Origin of the sequence: Exiguobacterium sp. MH3, assembly GCF_000496635.1 — a bacterium.
GTDB classification, from domain to species: domain Bacteria; phylum Bacillota; class Bacilli; order Exiguobacteriales; family Exiguobacteriaceae; genus Exiguobacterium_A; species Exiguobacterium_A indicum.
This window is the reverse complement of the sequence record NC_022794.1, coordinates 415605-432469: the sequence shown is the minus strand read 5'-3', so window position 1 is coordinate 432469 and position 16865 is coordinate 415605. Positions and strand designations below refer to the sequence as shown.

The following is a 16865-nucleotide window of genomic DNA, read 5'->3' as shown; positions in this document are numbered from 1 at the left end:
GATGTTTTGTTTGATTTGAATCAATCATTATTAAAGATAGCATTATGTCGTTCTCTCGCTATGCAATGAAGACAAGTACAAACCGAGTTATTAAGACACGGCTCATCGATGAATCCGACTTCTCTGATAGAACCGTATTTTCTAAAGCTTCCGTCCAATTCATACTCTCTATGGATTCGCTTGATTCGAAAAGAACGTAAATACTTTTCAATACTAGTAGTAATTATTAAGTTATATTTGTCCTCTGCTACCGCTTTAACAGTTTCCTCTGACCAAGACCAGTAAAAGTACCTCCAATGCGTTCTGAGCCCTTCAGGAAGGTTTTTAGGCGGTCTTAGATACCAAATCAACAGATACTCTAAGATTAACAAGCCACGGTTATTAATAGATTGATCTGGTATGAATACATCCATAAATGTGACTTCATTTGTTAACTTTTTTCCGTTATAGGAATTATGTGATCGTATTCTTGATCGCCAGTTCTCTTTTGTCTCGTCTGTGTCCTTACATGTTCCCACGTACTCGATTTCGCCATTAACATTACGGAAAACATATACTCCAGAGAGCCCCTTCATTGAGCTCAACTCAAAGCCAAAGGTATGTGTTTGTTTCTTTCCCATATTGAAACCTTCCTTCCCTCTATCTTTATTTGATTTTGAAATCATTAAGCGGACTGTACATTCTACCAATTTCTAAAATGCTTTCTTGTTCTAGACCTCTCAAGTATTTAGAAGTCATCTGCGTATCAAAGTGCCCCATCAAACGACTTAAGCTGTAGATATCTATTCCATTACGTAATTGCTTTTGAGCAAAGTAATGACGGCAATCATGTGGGGAACAACGAACTTCTTTACGTACTCCAGCATTCTTGCAATGAGTCTTTAAGATCTTGTTTATACTCGAGCGATGCAGCTGTGTGGCGGATTGATCTAACAAGTAGTACTCTTCTATCTCATCCGGTTCCTTACATCGAAATCGCTTTCTCTTCAAACTTTCATAGCGACGCATATACTTACGCATCGTTTTGCTAATGTACACGAGACGTTGCTTTGATCCCTTGCCATGGATGAGTATCGTCTTGGATGAGATATCCTTGTCTTTGATACCAATCAACTCTGAAACTCGAACTCCTGTATCAAATAGCATGATGAGAATAAGCTTATCTCGAACATTGGAATAGGTTTCTTCCTCGACGTCTGTGATGATTCGTTTTACCTCGTCATCATTAAACGTTACAATCACCCGTTTTTCTTCCTTCAAACTCTTGATTCTTCGCATTGGATTAGAGAGCTCTTCAATGAACTCCTCTTCTACCAAGTAGTTAAAGAACACTTTTAATGTGGCGATGTTGTTATTGATCGTAATCTCTTTTTCTTGTCCGAGTTGCTGACGATATTGAATATACTGTTTGATGTGTATGGGTCGTACCTCTTCTACTTCTTCTACGCTTAACTCCTCTTGCATAAAATCTTTCCACCTCGACAGACGCCAAATACACATCTCGATATACTTTGCCCTCCTTCCTTGAACTTGTTGATTCAGTTTAAAATCGTCTAACAGTTCCGTAATTTTGGTCACAAAAAAGCCCCCTTCCATTCACAAATAATGTGAACAAAAGAGAGCTTCATTTTGAAATAGAGTTGTTGAAGGTGAAATAGACTTATCTTCACCTTTCTCCTTTTAAATACCTCTTAAAACGCTGATATGACGGGCTTTACGAGCCACCACGTTCTTTTACAGAAACGTGGTGCTGATCACTTATTACTCCCACTCAATCGTTGAAGGTGGTTTCGACGTCACATCGTACAGGACGCGGTTAACGTTCTGAACTTCATTGACGATTCGAACCGAGATCTTCTCGAGCACGTCCCATGGGATACGTGCCCAGTCTGATGTCATTCCGTCAATAGACGTGACAGCGCGGATTCCGACGGCATAGTCGTATGTCCGCTCATCGCCCATGACACCAACCGAACGGATTGGAGGAAGGACTGTGAAGTATTGCCAGATTTCGCGCTCGAGTCCAGCTTTTTTAATTTCATCACGAAGAATGAAATCAGATTCGCGGACGATTTCGAGTTTCTCATCTGTGATTTCACCGAGGACACGAATTCCGAGACCTGGTCCTGGGAACGGCTGACGCCACACGATTTCATCGGAAAGACCGAGTTCTTTCCCGAGTTCACGGACTTCATCCTTGAACAACGTGTTGATCGGCTCGATCAATTCAAACTGCATGTCTTCCGGCAATCCACCGACGTTGTGGTGTGACTTGATCGTTTGTGCCGTATCCGTACCACTCTCGATGATATCTGTGTAGAGCGTACCTTGGGCAAGGAAGTCCATGTCCGTTAGTTTTGAAGCTTCTTCATCAAAGACGTAGACGAACTCGTTGCCGATGATTTTACGTTTCTGCTCTGGATCTGAGATACCACGGAGTTTGTCGAGGAAACGGTCCTGGGCATCAATCTTGATGACGTTCATGTGGAAGTGATCCGCGAATGTCTTCATGACGCTCTCCGCTTCACCCTTACGCAGTAAACCGTGATCGACGAACATACATGTCAATTGATCACCGATTGCTTTGTGAATCAAGGCTGCGACGACAGACGAGTCGACACCACCAGAAAGTGCACAGAGGACTTTTTTGTCGCCGACTTGTTCTTGAATCTTCGCTACTTCGATTTCGATGAAGTTCTCCATCGACCAATCGCCTGCACATTTACAGACTTCAAAGAGGAAGTTCTTGAGCAATTCTTTTCCGAAGACCGTATGGTTCACTTCCGGGTGATACTGCACACCGTACATTTTCAATTCTTCGTTCTTGATCGAAGCGATCGGACATGACACGTTCGTTCCATCGACGACGAATCCGTTTGGCACAGATGTGACGAGGTCGCTGTGGCTCATCCAGACCGTTTGTTCAAGCGGTAGGTTCGCATACATCGGTGACGGGTCTTGTAACGTCAATGTGGCTTTTCCATATTCACGATGTCCCGCACGTTCTACTGTTCCGCCGAAATGTTGTGACATGAGCTGCATGCCGTAACAGATCCCGAAGATTGGAATACCGAGGTCGAAGATTTCTGGGTCACACCGGTACGCATCCTCTGCGTAGACGCTACGTGGACCACCTGAGAAGATGATACCAGCAGGTGCGATTTCCTTTACTTCTGCTGCAGTGATTTTATGCGAATGCAATTCACTATAGACACCAAGGTCCCGAATACGACGTGTGATCAATTGATTGTACTGTCCTCCAAAATCGAGGACGAGAATCATTTCCTGGTCCAAATGTGCTTCCAAATCTGTTCCCGCCTTTCTGATTTCATGCGCACCCTATGAAAAAAGCCCACTCTTCGCCCATGGATAAAATGGAAAAAGAGCAGGCCGCTTCACAAAAAAATGTATACGAAGGGTCTGCTCCTTCATAGTCAGGTCGTTTAAGGTGACCCGGTAGAGACTCTCGCGCCATATTCGCGAGTATATACAAAGGAGATTGCATGTGTGTGATTTACGTTGTTCCCATTGTAACTGTATCGTTTCGTAAATATCAACCCTCTACATGACGAATGATATTTTCGAAATATTCACGTTTTTTATCGGCAGATAATGATTCTCCACCATAGACCATCCGTTCGTAAGCATCCGTCAACGGTCGCATCGCGTACGTCTCGTAGTACCCATCGACTTCGTGAGCGAGTTCCGCAAGCGTCCGACCATCTTGATAATGGAATCCTTTTTTATCAAGACGTCGCAAGAGGTACCGGTACATCCGTCGGAATCCTTCTGGTCGCTCGATTTGTCTCCGGAAGAAGAGAATCGCGAGTGTTCGAATGATTGGTTTTCGGAACAGGTAAAGGAACAAGAGAGCGAGTGCCGTCATAAGGATTGGCCAAAACGGAATTGACTTCTGCTCCGCCTGTCCGGCGCTAGTCGTCTGTTCTTCGTCGAGAAGATTTTCCTGCGGACGATTTGGTGTCGTCGTCTCTGTATTATTTTCTGTTTCGCGTTGTGGATTTGTTTGCTCCGTCTCGTTGTTCGTTTCTCGGTCAATCGTATATTGACCTGCTCCGTCGAAGCTAACAGTCGGCTCAAGCGGTACCCAGCCTGGTCCTTCAATGTAGACTTCGACCCACGAGTGGGCATTTTTATTTCGTACCGTATAACTGGTCACGGCGGAGCCGATGACATCGGACTCGCCTCCCGTGAACCCTTTTACCCAGCGAGCGGGTAATCCAGCTGCCCGAAGCAACACAGCGGCGGACGTCGAGAAGTTATCACAGTATCCGAGCTTCGTTTCGAACAGGAATTGATCGACGTAATCTTGATTTTCTCCTGGTACGGCGACTTCCTCCGTATTATATTCGAAGTTTTCTTCTTCGAAATAGTTTTCAATCGCTCGCGCCTTGTCCCACGGTGTTTCTTCACCCTCAACGATTTGATTCGCTAAATCACGGACACGTTGTGGTAATCCATCTGGTAGCTGCAGGTACCGACGTGTGTCATCCGCTGATAAATCGAGCGGCTCATCTGTCTGTAACTGCTCTTCTGTGAAGAGTGGATAGGCATATTCGATTTGATAGTTGCGCTGCTGATTCGTATCGTCGAGATACGAGATTTTTTGATTCTCAGGATCAACCAGTACATTTTGTCGTTGCTGGTCGACCGTCAACCGAACATTATCACCATTGTACGGAACGAACGGCAGTTCACGTGCCATCTCAAACGTTGCCGTCTCATTTCTTGTCTTGACCTCTTTTCCGAAATGCGAGAAGAAACCACGCGCATCGATTTCCGGATTCGATTCCGACAGCACCCACCCCTTGCCGGTATAGATATCTTTCGTCTCGACTCGCCAGTAGCGGTTCCCTTCACTTTCGACTTGGAAAACTTCTCGATCGTCCATCTGAAACGGTCCACCGAGTTGCTCATCATTGTTACCGTAGCCGACCTTTTGAATCGCATTTGACGGCTCTCCTTCACCTTCAAGACCGGACGTCAAATCGTACCAACTGTCTTGCCATGTCGCATTGATGACAGGACTTTGGACAGCAGCGACGATGACAGCACCCATGATGAATAAAGCACTCAGCGGACGAACGTAAGAAGCGCGCGGTCGTTCGTTAACTTCCGTCGCATAGAGTAATAATAAAGATAGAATGATCGGATAGAGAATGAACGTCTCTCCCGAATAATCCGTCCACGTATCGCAATACGCGATAAATCCAATGACACCGAAGGCAAGACCAAACACAAATCCGCGATTCGGGAATGTCCGCCGTGCTAAATAAGCGATCAAGAAACTGATCAGTCCGATCGAGAGTGCAAAGGCTGGTCGTCCCGGTAACTCACCATTGATGACACTTTGAACATCTGAGCTGATCTCCGTAAAGATGCCCCATGGTGCTGCTCCCGGCGTCAAAATCAAATAAAACGATAGGAGTAGTCCACCGAGACTTCCGAGTAAAAAGTAACGCCGCGATAGATGTGACAACAGCAACGGCAGAAACAGCATCGGTAAGAAGGACCAAAGATGTTCGAACGTCGTCAGTTCGAGAAGTGGTGGCATGAAACACGTCAGGACGGATGCCGCGATGGCGTTCCAAATCAAGCGTCGCATCATCGCACTCCCCTCCGTTCTGGTGTATAGACATGAACGGTGGCTTCTTGATTAATCTTCGAAATCCATAGTTCATTGTTCGATTCAAGATCCGGTGTGATGAAGAGGACGTTGCCACTCAATCGAAGCGCTTTTGACGAGTACTCCCATGACTCGATGAACGTCCGTGTCCGACTCGGCTGCGCCGTCATCAGGTAATGCGTCAGTTTCGCACCCTCGAGTGGTAACGATAACGATTGAACAGCATGTCCGACGAGGTGAATGCGGTAGCTCAGCCGTCTTTTATTTAGCTGATCCGTCGCTTCTGCCAGCATCGAGATGACGCGTTCGAAAGCTTCACCCGCTTCCGTCCCCTCATCAAAGACGATCGTCGTCTCCCGTTCCTGCTCTCGTTCAAACGTTTTCGTCATTAAACCTTGGCGTTTTGCCGTCGCTTTCCAGTCAATCTGATTCATCCGGTCACCACTGACGTATTCTCGGACACCAACGACAGTAAAGGACGACTGACGAAGATCAAGCGACACAGGGGAGATTCCCCCATCGCCGCGATCCTCCTCATGCGGAAGTTGAACGGCAAGGCGTGCCGGTTCAATCGCAAGATACGTTTCGACCGGAAACATCCGTTTCCGCTTGAACAGCCCGAACGGATCCGTAATTTCAACGATACAGCCAGGAATCTGATACACGCCTCGACGAATCGATGGAATCGTGTAGTCGATATGCTCTGTCTTCCGGTAGTGGGCACGGAGCGGACGGCTAATATCGAGTTTTTCTTCGCTGAGTTCGTTTGGAATCGCCTCCGTCACCTCGACGGCTCCGACAAGGAACGGGAAACGCCGGCGAACCCGTAAGGAAACCGGGATATCTGTTCCGGCAACGAGCATCTTATTCGATACTTCACGCGTCGCCAGTGCCTGCGTGACGGGCCAAACGAGGAAGAGCGTCCAGTAGACGGTCAAACCCGCCATGACATAAAACAGCAAGGAAGCGACATTTCCACCATCGACGCGCGCATATGTCCATAAGGCAACCGTCGTCAAAAGGAGTACAGCGTAACGCCAACCAATTTGCCACTTCGTCATAGGGACTCCACGTCTTGTTGGATTGGTACAGCAACCTCTTTTTTGATTTGTTCTAAAATCCGTTCAGACGATTGACCGTGATAACGCGCGTCCGCTGTCAAAATCAAGCGGTGTGACAGGACCGGAATCAAGAGATGTTTGACATCATCCGGTAAGACGAAACTGCGTCCTTCCATGTATGCCCACGCTTGCGCGACTTTCATCAAAGCAATCGAAGAACGGGGACTCGCGCCGAGATAAAGTGAACCGTTCGTCCGGGTCGCTTGGACGAGATGGACGATATATTTTTTGACGGGTTGTGAGACATGGACGTTCTTGACTTCTTCTTTCATCTGGAGCAATTGCTCGCGACCAATCACCGCTTCGAGCGTTTCAATTGGTTCATCCCGTTCGAAACGTGTCAGTAGCTTCATTTCCTGGTGGAAATCAGGATAACCCATTTTGACTTTGACGAGAAAACGGTCGAGTTGTGCTTCTGGTAACGGATACGTTCCTTCGTGTTCGATCGGGTTTTGTGTCGCCATGACGAAAAAGGGATTCGGAAGCGTATGAATCTCACCATCGACGGTGACGTTCGCTTCCGCCATTCCCTCGAGTAAGGCAGATTGAGTTTTTGGTGATGTTCGGTTAATCTCATCGGCTAAGACGATGTTTCCCATTAAAGGACCCGGTCTATATTCGAATTGGCTAGTTTTCTGATTATACATCGATACACCCGTCAAATCTGACGGAAGTAGGTCTGGCGTGAACTGAACACGTTTGAAGGTCAACCCGATCGATCGGCTGAACGCACGAACGAGCATCGTCTTCCCGACTCCCGGTACGTCTTCTAATAGGACGTGACCGCCCGCTAGTAATGCTGCCAATGATTGTGTGATGACATCTTCCTTACCAATGATGACTTTCTCTACGTTGTCGATAATCGCTTGAATCTCCTTAGTGTATGTTCGCATTGTCAGGCCCCTTGCTCTCGTAGTAGTTGAATTTTCTGACTTTTTATATCATCTCATATTCCGCTACGCTTTTAAAGAAATACGAGCAGTTTCTAGCACATGAAAAAGGGGGAACGCCGTAGCGTTTCCCCCTTATTTGTTTCAGGAACGAACACATGCCGTGATCCGTTCTTGAACCGTGCAGTTGCACGTAAAACACGAATACATCCGTGTCAATGGACAACGTTCGTCAAGTCCGGTGATCCTCTTCTTTCAGAAGCGACATGCGATCGTTCCCTCTACATTGGTAATCATTCATGTGCATCACCATCCTTTCATATATTGAATATTACCGAATATGTTATAAACGAAACGTCGAATTTTAATTATTTTTTTCGATACCGCGCATAGGTCGTCGCGAGTGCGACCGCAAGGACCAGCCCTTTGATGATATTCAACGAATAGTATGGAACAGACAGCATAACGAGACCATTTTCAAGAATCCCGACAAGACAAGCGCCAACGAGTGTGCCAAGCGCATTCGGCTTCCCTTGTCCTGCGAACGACGAGCCGATGAATGCGGCTGCGACCGCTGGCATCAGATAACCGGAACCGGCATTGATTTGTGACGATCCGACTTGTGACGCAAGTAAAATCCCACCGATTGCCGCAAGTAACCCAGCAATCAGATACGCGAGTGCCCGGTAGCGGTTGACACGAATTCCTGTCAGTCGTGCGGCTTCCGGATTCCCACCGATGATATAGAGAAAACGACCGTGTCGCGTATGGCTTAAGAAGACGTGTGTCACAGCGACGACGACGAGCATGATGACGATGATCCAAGGCGCCTGGCTGATTTTCGCGAATGCCTCCGGAATCGTGCCGACTGTTGGTGTACCGTCCAGGCGCGGCATTCCGGCACTGATTGAACCACCACCGGTATACGTCATCGCGACACCTTCGACGATGAACATCGTCGCAAGCGTCGCAAACAAATCCGGAATCTTAAACCAGACGATGAGTAAGATGTTCACCAGAGCAACGCTAAGAGATAAGAGAAGTGCTAAACCAATCGAGACACCGATCGGTAGACTGTACCAGACGAAGAACGAGACGACGAAAGAACTCGCAAGCGTCGCGGTCGACCCGACCGATAAATCAAATCCATTGACCGTCAAAGAAACGGTCAAGCCGATCGCGATAATCGTCACGATGGAAATACTTCGTAAAATATTAATTAAATTCGTCCCTTGTAGGAATGTTGGAGCCGTCGTCGCAAAAAACAGGACGAGGGCAAGGATCGCGAGGACGATCCCCCAGTCGTTCAAGAATCCGAGGACAGGACGTAAACCCTTCCCTCGGTTCGTTTGTTTTGATACTACCTCATTCATCGTTGCCCTCCTCCTGTCGCATACCACAACAAGGTTTCTTCTGATGTGTCCGCCGTCTTCGTTTCATGGACGATCCGTCCATCGAACATGACGTAGATTCGGTCCGTGACGGTCAAAAGTTCATCCCATTCACTCGTCGCGTAAAGGATCCCTTTTTGTTGTTGCGCGAGTCCGTCAATCAGACGATAGATATCTTGTTTGGCTCCGACGTCGACACCTTTTGTCGGTTCGTCCAAGACGAGTACAGAAACATCGGTCAGTAACCATTTTCCGATGGCGACTTTTTGTTGATTCCCACCGGATAGTTGACCTACTTCCTGTTTCACGTCTGCCACTTTAATGCCCAGCTCCTTGACCCATTGCGATGCCTGATTTGCTTCTTTGCGACGATCCATCAGCCCCCAGCGGTTGACGAAATCATGAGCTGCCGCTGCTGTTAGATTTTCTGCGACAGAATCGGCAACAAGAATTCCTTCTTTTCGTCGTTCTTCTGGAACGAGACCGATTCCCGCTTGAATCGCAGCTTGTGGATTGCAAAGGCGATGGGCTTTTCCACCTATCCGAACCTCCCCTTCCTGAAACGGGCGATCACCGAACAATGCTTTGCATAATTCCGTTTTACCGGCACCGACAAGACCCGCGATACCAACGACTTCACCTGCTTGAACCATCAAGGAGATATCGTGGACGTCCGCATTCGTAGCACTCTCGACCGTCAATACGTTCGTTGCATTTACCCGTGACGTTTTCGCAACAGACGTAAGCTGACGCCCGAGCATTTGCTCAACGACAGCTTCCTTCGTGATGTCTGTCAAAAGATGTCGTGAGATGAGTTGACCGTCGCGCATGACCGAGATGGAGTCGCAAATCTCATATAGTTCCTGTAAACGATGCGAGATGAAGATGATCCCAAGCCCTCGTTCGGCTAAACGACGCACGACTGAAAAGAGATGGCTTGTTTCCGCCTGACTGAGAGGTGCCGTTGGTTCATCTAAAATCAAAAAACGGCGTTCTTGGACGAGGGCGCGAGCAATCAGTACGAGTTGCTTTTCAGCAAGCCGCAACTCCTCGACACGTGTCTTGACGGAAATATCCGCCTGTAATGTTGCTAACGCTTCTTTGGCACGCTGTATGTAACGGCGTTGGGATACGAAGCCAGTCATCGTTCTGTCCGTCAACAGATCGAGACAGATATTCTCAGCGACCGTCAAATACGGGACAAGCGCCACATCGACCTCTTGTTGGACGAGGTCGATTCCAATCTGTTTCGCATCACGCGGTGACGTGATGGTCAACTCCTTCCCGTCGAGACGGATCGTTCCTTCGTCCGCTGTTTCCGCTCCGGATAAGACTTTCATCAACGTCGACTTACCGGCACCATTCGCACCGACAAGCGCGTGGATTTCACCGGATTTCACTTCAAACGAGACTTGTTTTAAGGCTTGCACTCCCGGAAACGCCAGTGAAATCCCGGTCATCTTCAAGTGATGATTGGTAGACGTCATTGTTTCTTATGGACGTCACGCAACCGGTCCATCCACGGTTCATTGAATTTGTCCGATGTACTCCATCCTTTGATTATCGTATCGAGATTGTACATCGTCGTGTCCTGCTTCAACGCCTTCTGCTCCACGAGTTTCGCGTCGAGATCAAAGCTATCCGGTGTCTTCTCACCAGCGATTTTCTTAGCCAGTAATCGCATGTCCGTTTGTCCAATCAAGAATGGATCCACCGCACTCGTCGAGACCCAGTTACTGCCTTTTTCACGCATCAGGTTGATATCCTGATTCGAGACATCGATCGAGATTAGCGGGATTTCTTGACGTTTATTATCCTTGAGCGATTTGTAAGCCCCTTTTGCAACTTCGTCCCATGCCCCCCAAACCGCATCAATGCTTCCTTTCGGATATTTCGCGAGAATCGCATTCATCTTCGTTGCGATATCCCCTTGGACATCTTGGAAGTTTGTCGGTCCAACCGTCTCAAGCGTTTTGATTTTACCGTCTGCTTCGTACGTCTTGTAGATTTCCTGACGACGATCGAGTGGGGCAAAACCTGGTCCGAACCAGAGTTTGATGACACGGACCGGCTTTTTGTCCGTCACCTTCGTCACTTCATCGAGCGATAGCTTCGCGAGTTGATGATCGTTTTGGAATGTTTCCGTCACACCTTTTAACGTCATTCCTTTTTTCTTCGTGATCGTATCGAACGTTACGACCTTCAGTCCTTTATCGACCGCTGGTTTGATCATGTCATAGGCGTAGTCTTCCTTACCGTGCGAGATGATGAGCCCGTCATAATCTTGTTGAATCGCTTGTGCGACCAGTTCCTTGAACTTGACGTCGTTGCCTTCCGAAATGAACGTGCTGACTTTAAAGCCGAGCGCTTCGCCTTCACTTCGTGCGCCATCAAGGAATTGTTTCGTATGGTCGTCCGATGCTAGGTTGCGGATCACGGCGATCTTGACGTCTGATTGAACCCCTTTTGGTACATCCTTAACGACCTTCGTCGTCGTGGCTTCTCCATTCGCACAAGCCGCTAGTAACAGTGCCGGTGCTAGGACGGCGTAAGCTAGTTTTTTCATGACATATCTCCTTATCCGAGGGGTTGAAGCCCTGTTAATTGTTCAATCGTTTCTTCATTCGGTTGCGTGATGACACCAAGTTCGGTGATGATGCCCGTGATGAATGTGTGTGGTGTGACATCAAACGCCGGATTGAAGACAGCGACGCCTTCCGGTGCTGTCGCGACACCTTGGACAGTCGTCACTTCTTGCGGATCACGTTCTTCGATTTCGATCGCGTCTCCGGAAACGAGCGAGAAGTCGAACGTCGAGAGCGGTGCTGCGACGTAAAACGGAATACCAAAAGCTTGCGCGAGCAATGCTAATTGGAACGTCCCGATTTTATTCGCGGTATCTCCGTTTCGTGTAATGCGGTCGGCACCGACGATGATCGCATCGATCTGTTTTTCTTTCAGCGTATGGGCGACCATGTTGTCCGTAATTAACGTGACATCGATCCCGGCACGTTGAAGCTCCCATGTCGTCAATCGTGCTCCCTGCAGTAACGGTCGCGTCTCACTCGCAAAAACGGATAATTCAATGCCGCGTTCTTTTGCGATGTAGAACGGCGCAAGTGCTGTTCCATAAGCAGCGGTCGCAATCGATCCAGCATTACAAATTGTTAGAATCCGGTCGCCTGACTGGAATAATTCCAGTGCATGAATCCCGATTTGACGTGACGTCTGCGCATCCTGGTCGTATAAAGCGACCGTCCGTTTTTCCAACCGTTCGCGAATCTCTTCTACCGACGTCCCGTCTTGAATGATTGGATTCAATTGATCGAGGACATTTCGCAAGTTGACGGCCGTCGGTCGTGTCGCGAGTAACGTCGCCGATGTCTCAAGCAAGGCTTGCTTGTAGACCGGAAGCGCCGCTTCAAACCGGTATGCTTCTTGAACGAGCACGAATCCCCCAAATAAACTGATCGCAGGTGCGCCCCGAACGCGCAGTTGTTTAATCGCCTCAACGGCTTGCGCGAGATCAGCAATGACTTCATAGTGCTCTTCCTGCGGTAGACGTGTCTGATCGAGAATCGTCAAGACACGGTCTTCGTAACGGATACTTTGAACGAATGTAGTCATCGGCTAAGTTCCTCCGTTACGTCAAAGTTTCGTAAATCATCGAATGTCCGGCATTCTGTACGGCGTTTGATTAACGCTGTTCCTAGACGGAGAGCGTGGCGTTTCCGCTCTAAGCGTTCCGTCGTTGAATTGATTGATTCTAAATCAGCGACCGGTGCTAGACCGATCGTCCGCCGAATCAATTCGCAACCGGCGAAGCCAAGGGCATCCTGCAAGATCGTGCTCAATACATCATCGACGAGTCCTGGTGCCTGGAACGGTTCGACGGCTTCCCGTTCCCATAAGGCACGGAACGTTGAAGCGAACGTCAGCCAGAACGTATCGATATCCTTGATTCGGGCGTCACGTCGTGTAGGGTAATCCGGATATGCCGCGAAGAATAAGTGGGCGATGAACTGTCCGACATCGAATCCAAATGGACCATAAAAGGCGAATTCAGGATCGATGACTTTCGTTTCCGTCGCCGAGGCGAAGATGCTTCCTGTATGTAGATCGCCGTGCAGCAATGCATCTCCTTTCGTGATGAAGAGCGCTTCGAGTTTTGCGACTTCGCGTTTTAACTCATCGTCTGCCCATAGACGTGCCACCTCTTCTTCGAGTCCGGCTTCAATCTCGTTCGTCTCCGCGTCATGAAACGGATCCGTGAAGATTAATTTTTCCGTGATGTCGCACAAGTCTGGATTGTAGTACGTTCGGGCGACACGTTTCTTTTCAACCGGACCAAGCGCAAAGTCCGATGTATGGAATAACGTCCGAGCGAGATAAGAACCGATATGTTCCGCAAGCAACGGATACTGTTCACCTGCGAGTAAACCGCTTCGAACGATCGTCAAATGTGAAAGATCTTCCATGACCGTATACGCCTCTTCGTGACTAGCATGAAAAACACGTGGTACGAACGGTACGGCATGTCGCGCGAATTCACGGAGTGCGGATTGCTCGATCCACGCTCGTTCGAGCGATAACGGCCAGCTCTCCCCGACGACCTTCGCATATGGTAATGCTTGTTTTAAAATCAAGCGATGTTCGCCTTCTCGAATCCGAAAGACGAGGTTGAGGTTCCCGTCGCCAATCTCTTCTGCTTCGACGGCTCCATCGCCGATCAGTCCTAATGTCCGAACACGATCAATCGCGTCCTGTTCTGTGAATGCTTTATATGTCATCTCAGTTTCCCCCTATGTGATACACGAAAAAGCGCCTCTTTTCGTCATCGAAAAGAGGCGCAGAAAAGTCACTGCGTCCTCTTATCTCTCAGACGAAACGTCTGTTGGATGTAGCACCGTGCCTAGTGGTCGGTTGCTGCGGCGTCATCGGGCCAATTCCCTCTGCCAACTCGCGATAAGAGTCGTATGTAGTTGTCGTGTGTGATATTGATTTGAATCTTACGCAATCGACTTCCTCGCTGTCAAATCGAAATCAAGCAGAAACGGACATCATTTTTAAGTCATCTATAGAAAGAGTATTTCCAAAAAAATAAATTTTCTAAAAATAGTTTGACAAGTCACGATTCTCATGTAAAAATTGCAATTAGATTTCACAATTTCATCCAATTCTTATCAAGAGCAGACGGAGGGACAAGCCCTACGATGTCGCAGCAACCGACCTTTTGGCACGGTGCTAATTCTTGCAGCTACTAAGCTGACAGATAAGAGTCCACGTTCGAATCATTCATGGTCTCTTGTCGCTGACGAGAGACCATTTTTTTGTTGAAGGAGGAAAGACATGGCTTATATCACTGCTACTTATCAATTGACTGCCCGTGATCGACTCGAGCAGCGCGCTGAACAACTCGCGCTTGGTCTGACAGTCGGTTCTTGGACGGAACTGAATCATCTCGAACAACAACAACTCGCCTCGTTCAAAGGGGAAGTCGTACATACCGAAGAGCGCGATGGCAAAGGATATATCACGATTCGTTATCCGGAACATAACGTGTCGCGCGACTTTTCTGCGATTCTGACGACCGTCTTCGGGAAACTCTCACTCGACGGTGAAATCAAATTAACGGAATTGCTACTACCCGATACATTTACGTCGGACTTTCCAGGTGCGAAATTCGGGATTGAAGGGGTCCGTTCCTTGATCGGTGTCGAAGATCGCCCATTATTAATGAGCATCTTCAAAGGAGTCATCGGACGCGATTTATCGTTTCTTCGTGATCAACTCGAAGGACAACTCGCTGGTGGGATTGATCTCGTCAAGGACGATGAGATCCTATACGACAATCCATTGACGCCAACGATTGACCGGGCACGAATTGGACGTGAGGTCATCGACGCTCACTTCCACCGGACCGGTAAACGCGCGTTATATGCAATCACACTCAGCGGTCCCGTCTTTACGCTCAAGGATAAAGCCAAGCGATTGATTGACGCTGGAGCGACCGCTTTCTTGCTGAATACCTTCACATACGGACTCGACGTCTTACGCGAACTGGCAAGTGATCCGGAAATCAACGTTCCAATCTTCAATCATCCGGCCTATAGCGGTGCGTTGATCGCTAGCCCGAATCACGGAGTCGCAGCTCCTGTCTTACTTGGCACATTACCGCGTGCTGCTGGAGCAGACTTGACGCTATTCCCGTCGCCTTACGGCAATGTCGCTTTGCCAAAGGATGTCGCCCGTGGTATCGCGGTCGAAGCGACCCGTCTCGGTCAGACGAAATCGATCTTCCCGGTTCCTTCAGCCGGTATTCATCCTGGACTCGTCGCTCAACTCGTACGGGACTTCGGTATCGATTCCGTCATCAACGCCGGTGGCGGCGTACATGGTCATCCGCAAGGTGCTGCGGCTGGTGTCACCGCTTTCCGTCAGGCACTCGATGCGGCACTCGCAAATGAATCCCTATCGACGGCAGCATCGCGTCATGAAGAATTACGGATCGCCCTCGACGCTTGGGGGATCAAGTCATGACCGTACGGATTCTTTGTGACTTCGACGGGACAGTGACGACACAGGATAATATCATCGCACTCATGCAGGCATTTGCGCCAGCGAGCGACTTCGAACCGTTGAAACACGGTGTACTCGACCGGACGTTATCGATTCAAAGTGGTGTCGGGCAAATGTTCGCACTTCTGCCATCTGATGGGAAAGCGTCCTATCTTGACTTTTTACTGGAGCGCGCCGTCATTCGCGACGGATTTTCGGAGTTGCTTCAGTACAGTCGTCGTCAAGACATCGATTTCTCGATCGTCAGCGGCGGAATGGACTTTTTCGTCGAACCGATCTTAGCGCCATTCCTTGAGCAGGAGCGCATCTATTGCAATGTCGCAAATTTTGACGGTCCATTCGTTCATATCGATTGGCCAAACGCCTGCGATACCCATTGCACGAACGGGTGCGGCTGTTGTAAAACGTCCGTTGCTCGGACACTACGTAAAGACGGTGACGTCATCATCGTCATCGGCGACTCGGTGACGGACTTCGAACTCGCAAAACAAGCGGATCGTGTCTATGCCCGTGATTATCTGATCACGTTGTGTGAAGAGAACGATATCGCCTATACACCGTTTGAGACGTTCCATGATATCGTTCATGATTTAACACGAGCGGAGGTGACAACATGACATTCATGCGACGCTATGAAGAGCTACGCGCCATCAAACAAGAGCTTGCGGCTCGCGATTGGTTCCCTGGTACGAGTGGCAATCTCGCCATTCGGACATCCGGTGTCCCGGTTGAATTCCTTGTGACGGCAAGCGGAAAAGATAAACGGCAGACGACTCCTGACGACTTCGTTCATGTCGATGCGACCGGTCAATTGATCGGTGAGCAATCCGGGCGTCCTTCTGCTGAGACATTGCTCCATGTCGAAGTGTTCAATCGAACGGACGCCGGTTGTTCCCTGCATGTCCATACGATTGCGAACAATGTGATTTCGGAACTCTATGGCGATCAAGGCAGCATCACCTTTTCCGGTCAAGAAATCATCAAGGCACTCGGACACTGGGAAGAGGATGCGACGGTCACGGTACCGATCATTCCGAATCATGCGGACATTCCGACGCTTGCCGCTGCTTTTGCACCTCATGTCACAGCAGACAGTGGTGCCGTCCTGATCCGCAATCACGGAATCACGGTCTGGGCACCGACCGCCTTTGAAGCAAAGAAACACCTCGAAGCCTTCGAGTTTTTATTCAATTACACGTTGACGTTGCAATCATGCCGTCAATCCATTCATTAAAAGGAG

Annotated in this window: 14 protein-coding genes and 3 riboswitches; of the genes, 3 read left to right on the top strand and 11 right to left on the bottom strand. The window is 48.7% G+C overall.

Annotated features, from left to right (window positions below):
- Positions 1 to 20 precede the first annotated feature (20 nt).
- The 11 genes from U719_RS02230 to mtnK all read right to left on the bottom strand — a co-directional run bounded on the left by U719_RS02230 (position 21) and on the right by mtnK (position 13836).
- Positions 21 to 620, bottom strand: a complete 600-nt coding sequence (locus U719_RS02230) for a hypothetical protein (RefSeq protein ID WP_023467051.1) — start codon at positions 618 to 620, stop codon at positions 21 to 23.
- Between the two features lie 25 nt (positions 621 to 645).
- Entirely contained in the window at positions 646 to 1578 is a 933-nt protein-coding gene (locus U719_RS02225; protein WP_023467050.1) for a tyrosine-type recombinase/integrase, read from the bottom strand.
- A 183-nt stretch (positions 1579 to 1761) separates the two neighbouring features.
- The gene (guaA, locus tag U719_RS02220) at positions 1762 to 3282 is read right to left on the bottom strand and encodes a glutamine-hydrolyzing GMP synthase (RefSeq protein WP_051353615.1); all 1521 of its coding nucleotides are present in this window, start codon (positions 3280 to 3282) and stop codon (positions 1762 to 1764) included.
- 129 nt (positions 3283 to 3411) lie between these two features.
- A riboswitch (purine riboswitch) is annotated at positions 3412 to 3513 on the bottom strand.
- Between the two features lie 40 nt (positions 3514 to 3553).
- On the bottom strand, positions 3554 to 5626 hold the full coding sequence (locus tag U719_RS02215; protein ID WP_023467047.1) for a transglutaminase domain-containing protein: 2073 nt from the start codon (positions 5624 to 5626) through the stop codon (positions 3554 to 3556).
- Complete coding sequence (locus U719_RS02210; protein ID WP_023467046.1) at positions 5623 to 6705, bottom strand: DUF58 domain-containing protein; 1083 nt, start codon at positions 6703 to 6705, stop codon at positions 5623 to 5625. The genes U719_RS02215 and U719_RS02210 overlap by 4 nt, the downstream gene beginning before the upstream one ends.
- The gene (locus U719_RS02205) at positions 6702 to 7658 is read right to left on the bottom strand and encodes a MoxR family ATPase (RefSeq protein ID WP_023467045.1); all 957 of its coding nucleotides are present in this window, start codon (positions 7656 to 7658) and stop codon (positions 6702 to 6704) included. The genes U719_RS02210 and U719_RS02205 overlap by 4 nt, the downstream gene beginning before the upstream one ends.
- A 365-nt stretch (positions 7659 to 8023) precedes the next feature.
- Entirely contained in the window at positions 8024 to 9028 is a 1005-nt protein-coding gene (locus U719_RS02200) for an ABC transporter permease (RefSeq protein WP_023467044.1), read from the bottom strand.
- Positions 9025 to 10533, bottom strand: coding sequence for a sugar ABC transporter ATP-binding protein (locus U719_RS02195; RefSeq protein WP_023467043.1), 1509 nt, complete (start codon positions 10531 to 10533; stop codon positions 9025 to 9027). The genes U719_RS02200 and U719_RS02195 overlap by 4 nt, the downstream gene beginning before the upstream one ends.
- A complete protein-coding gene (locus U719_RS02190) occupies positions 10530 to 11612 on the bottom strand; it encodes a sugar ABC transporter substrate-binding protein (protein ID WP_023467042.1) in 1083 nt (360 codons plus the stop codon). The genes U719_RS02195 and U719_RS02190 overlap by 4 nt, the downstream gene beginning before the upstream one ends.
- Positions 11613 to 11623: 11 nt before the next feature.
- Positions 11624 to 12673, bottom strand: a complete 1050-nt coding sequence (gene mtnA, locus U719_RS02185; RefSeq protein WP_023467041.1) for an S-methyl-5-thioribose-1-phosphate isomerase — start codon at positions 12671 to 12673, stop codon at positions 11624 to 11626.
- Positions 12670 to 13836 carry an S-methyl-5-thioribose kinase gene (gene mtnK / locus U719_RS02180; protein ID WP_023467039.1) on the bottom strand — a complete coding sequence of 389 codons (1167 nt, stop codon included), beginning with the start codon at positions 13834 to 13836 and terminating at the stop codon, positions 12670 to 12672. Before mtnK ends, mtnA begins: the two co-directional genes overlap by 4 nt.
- 78 nt (positions 13837 to 13914) lie before the next feature.
- Positions 13915 to 14018, bottom strand: a riboswitch (SAM riboswitch).
- A 205-nt stretch (positions 14019 to 14223) separates the two neighbouring features.
- A riboswitch (SAM riboswitch) is annotated at positions 14224 to 14325 on the top strand.
- A gap of 70 nt (positions 14326 to 14395) precedes the next feature.
- Here mtnK and U719_RS02175 point away from each other — a divergent pair.
- From U719_RS02175 to U719_RS02165, 3 genes are read left to right on the top strand one after another with little or no spacing between them, the layout of a single operon-like run.
- Complete coding sequence (locus tag U719_RS02175) at positions 14396 to 15586, top strand: 2,3-diketo-5-methylthiopentyl-1-phosphate enolase (RefSeq protein ID WP_023467037.1); 1191 nt, start codon at positions 14396 to 14398, stop codon at positions 15584 to 15586.
- Positions 15583 to 16242, top strand: coding sequence for a 2-hydroxy-3-keto-5-methylthiopentenyl-1-phosphate phosphatase (locus tag U719_RS02170; RefSeq protein WP_023467035.1), 660 nt, complete (start codon positions 15583 to 15585; stop codon positions 16240 to 16242). The genes U719_RS02175 and U719_RS02170 overlap by 4 nt, the downstream gene beginning before the upstream one ends.
- The gene (locus tag U719_RS02165; RefSeq protein WP_023467033.1) at positions 16239 to 16859 is read left to right on the top strand and encodes a methylthioribulose 1-phosphate dehydratase; all 621 of its coding nucleotides are present in this window, start codon (positions 16239 to 16241) and stop codon (positions 16857 to 16859) included. The genes U719_RS02170 and U719_RS02165 overlap by 4 nt, the downstream gene beginning before the upstream one ends.
- Positions 16860 to 16865 lie beyond the last annotated feature (6 nt).

Bases quoted from the DNA above. Each gene is read 5' to 3' on its own strand.
- mtnA (WP_023467041.1), bottom strand. From the start codon at position 12,673: ATGACTACATTCGTTCAAAGTATCCGTTACGAAGACCGTGTCTTGACG.
- U719_RS02175 (WP_023467037.1), top strand. From the start codon at position 14,396: ATGGCTTATATCACTGCTACTTATCAATTGACTGCCCGTGATCGACTC.
- U719_RS02190 (WP_023467042.1), bottom strand. From the start codon at position 11,612: ATGAAAAAACTAGCTTACGCCGTCCTAGCACCGGCACTGTTACTAGCG.
- U719_RS02165 (WP_023467033.1), top strand. From the start codon at position 16,239: ATGACATTCATGCGACGCTATGAAGAGCTACGCGCCATCAAACAAGAG.
- mtnK (WP_023467039.1), bottom strand. From the start codon at position 13,836: ATGACATATAAAGCATTCACAGAACAGGACGCGATTGATCGTGTTCGG.
- U719_RS02170 (WP_023467035.1), top strand. From the start codon at position 15,583: ATGACCGTACGGATTCTTTGTGACTTCGACGGGACAGTGACGACACAG.
- U719_RS02215 (WP_023467047.1), bottom strand. From the start codon at position 5,626: ATGATGCGACGCTTGATTTGGAACGCCATCGCGGCATCCGTCCTGACG.
- U719_RS02195 (WP_023467043.1), bottom strand. From the start codon at position 10,533: ATGACGTCTACCAATCATCACTTGAAGATGACCGGGATTTCACTGGCG.
- U719_RS02205 (WP_023467045.1), bottom strand. From the start codon at position 7,658: ATGCGAACATACACTAAGGAGATTCAAGCGATTATCGACAACGTAGAG.
- U719_RS02210 (WP_023467046.1), bottom strand. From the start codon at position 6,705: ATGACGAAGTGGCAAATTGGTTGGCGTTACGCTGTACTCCTTTTGACG.
- guaA (WP_051353615.1), bottom strand. From the start codon at position 3,282: ATGATTCTCGTCCTCGATTTTGGAGGACAGTACAATCAATTGATCACA.
- U719_RS02200 (WP_023467044.1), bottom strand. From the start codon at position 9,028: ATGAATGAGGTAGTATCAAAACAAACGAACCGAGGGAAGGGTTTACGT.
- U719_RS02230 (WP_023467051.1), bottom strand. From the start codon at position 620: ATGGGAAAGAAACAAACACATACCTTTGGCTTTGAGTTGAGCTCAATG.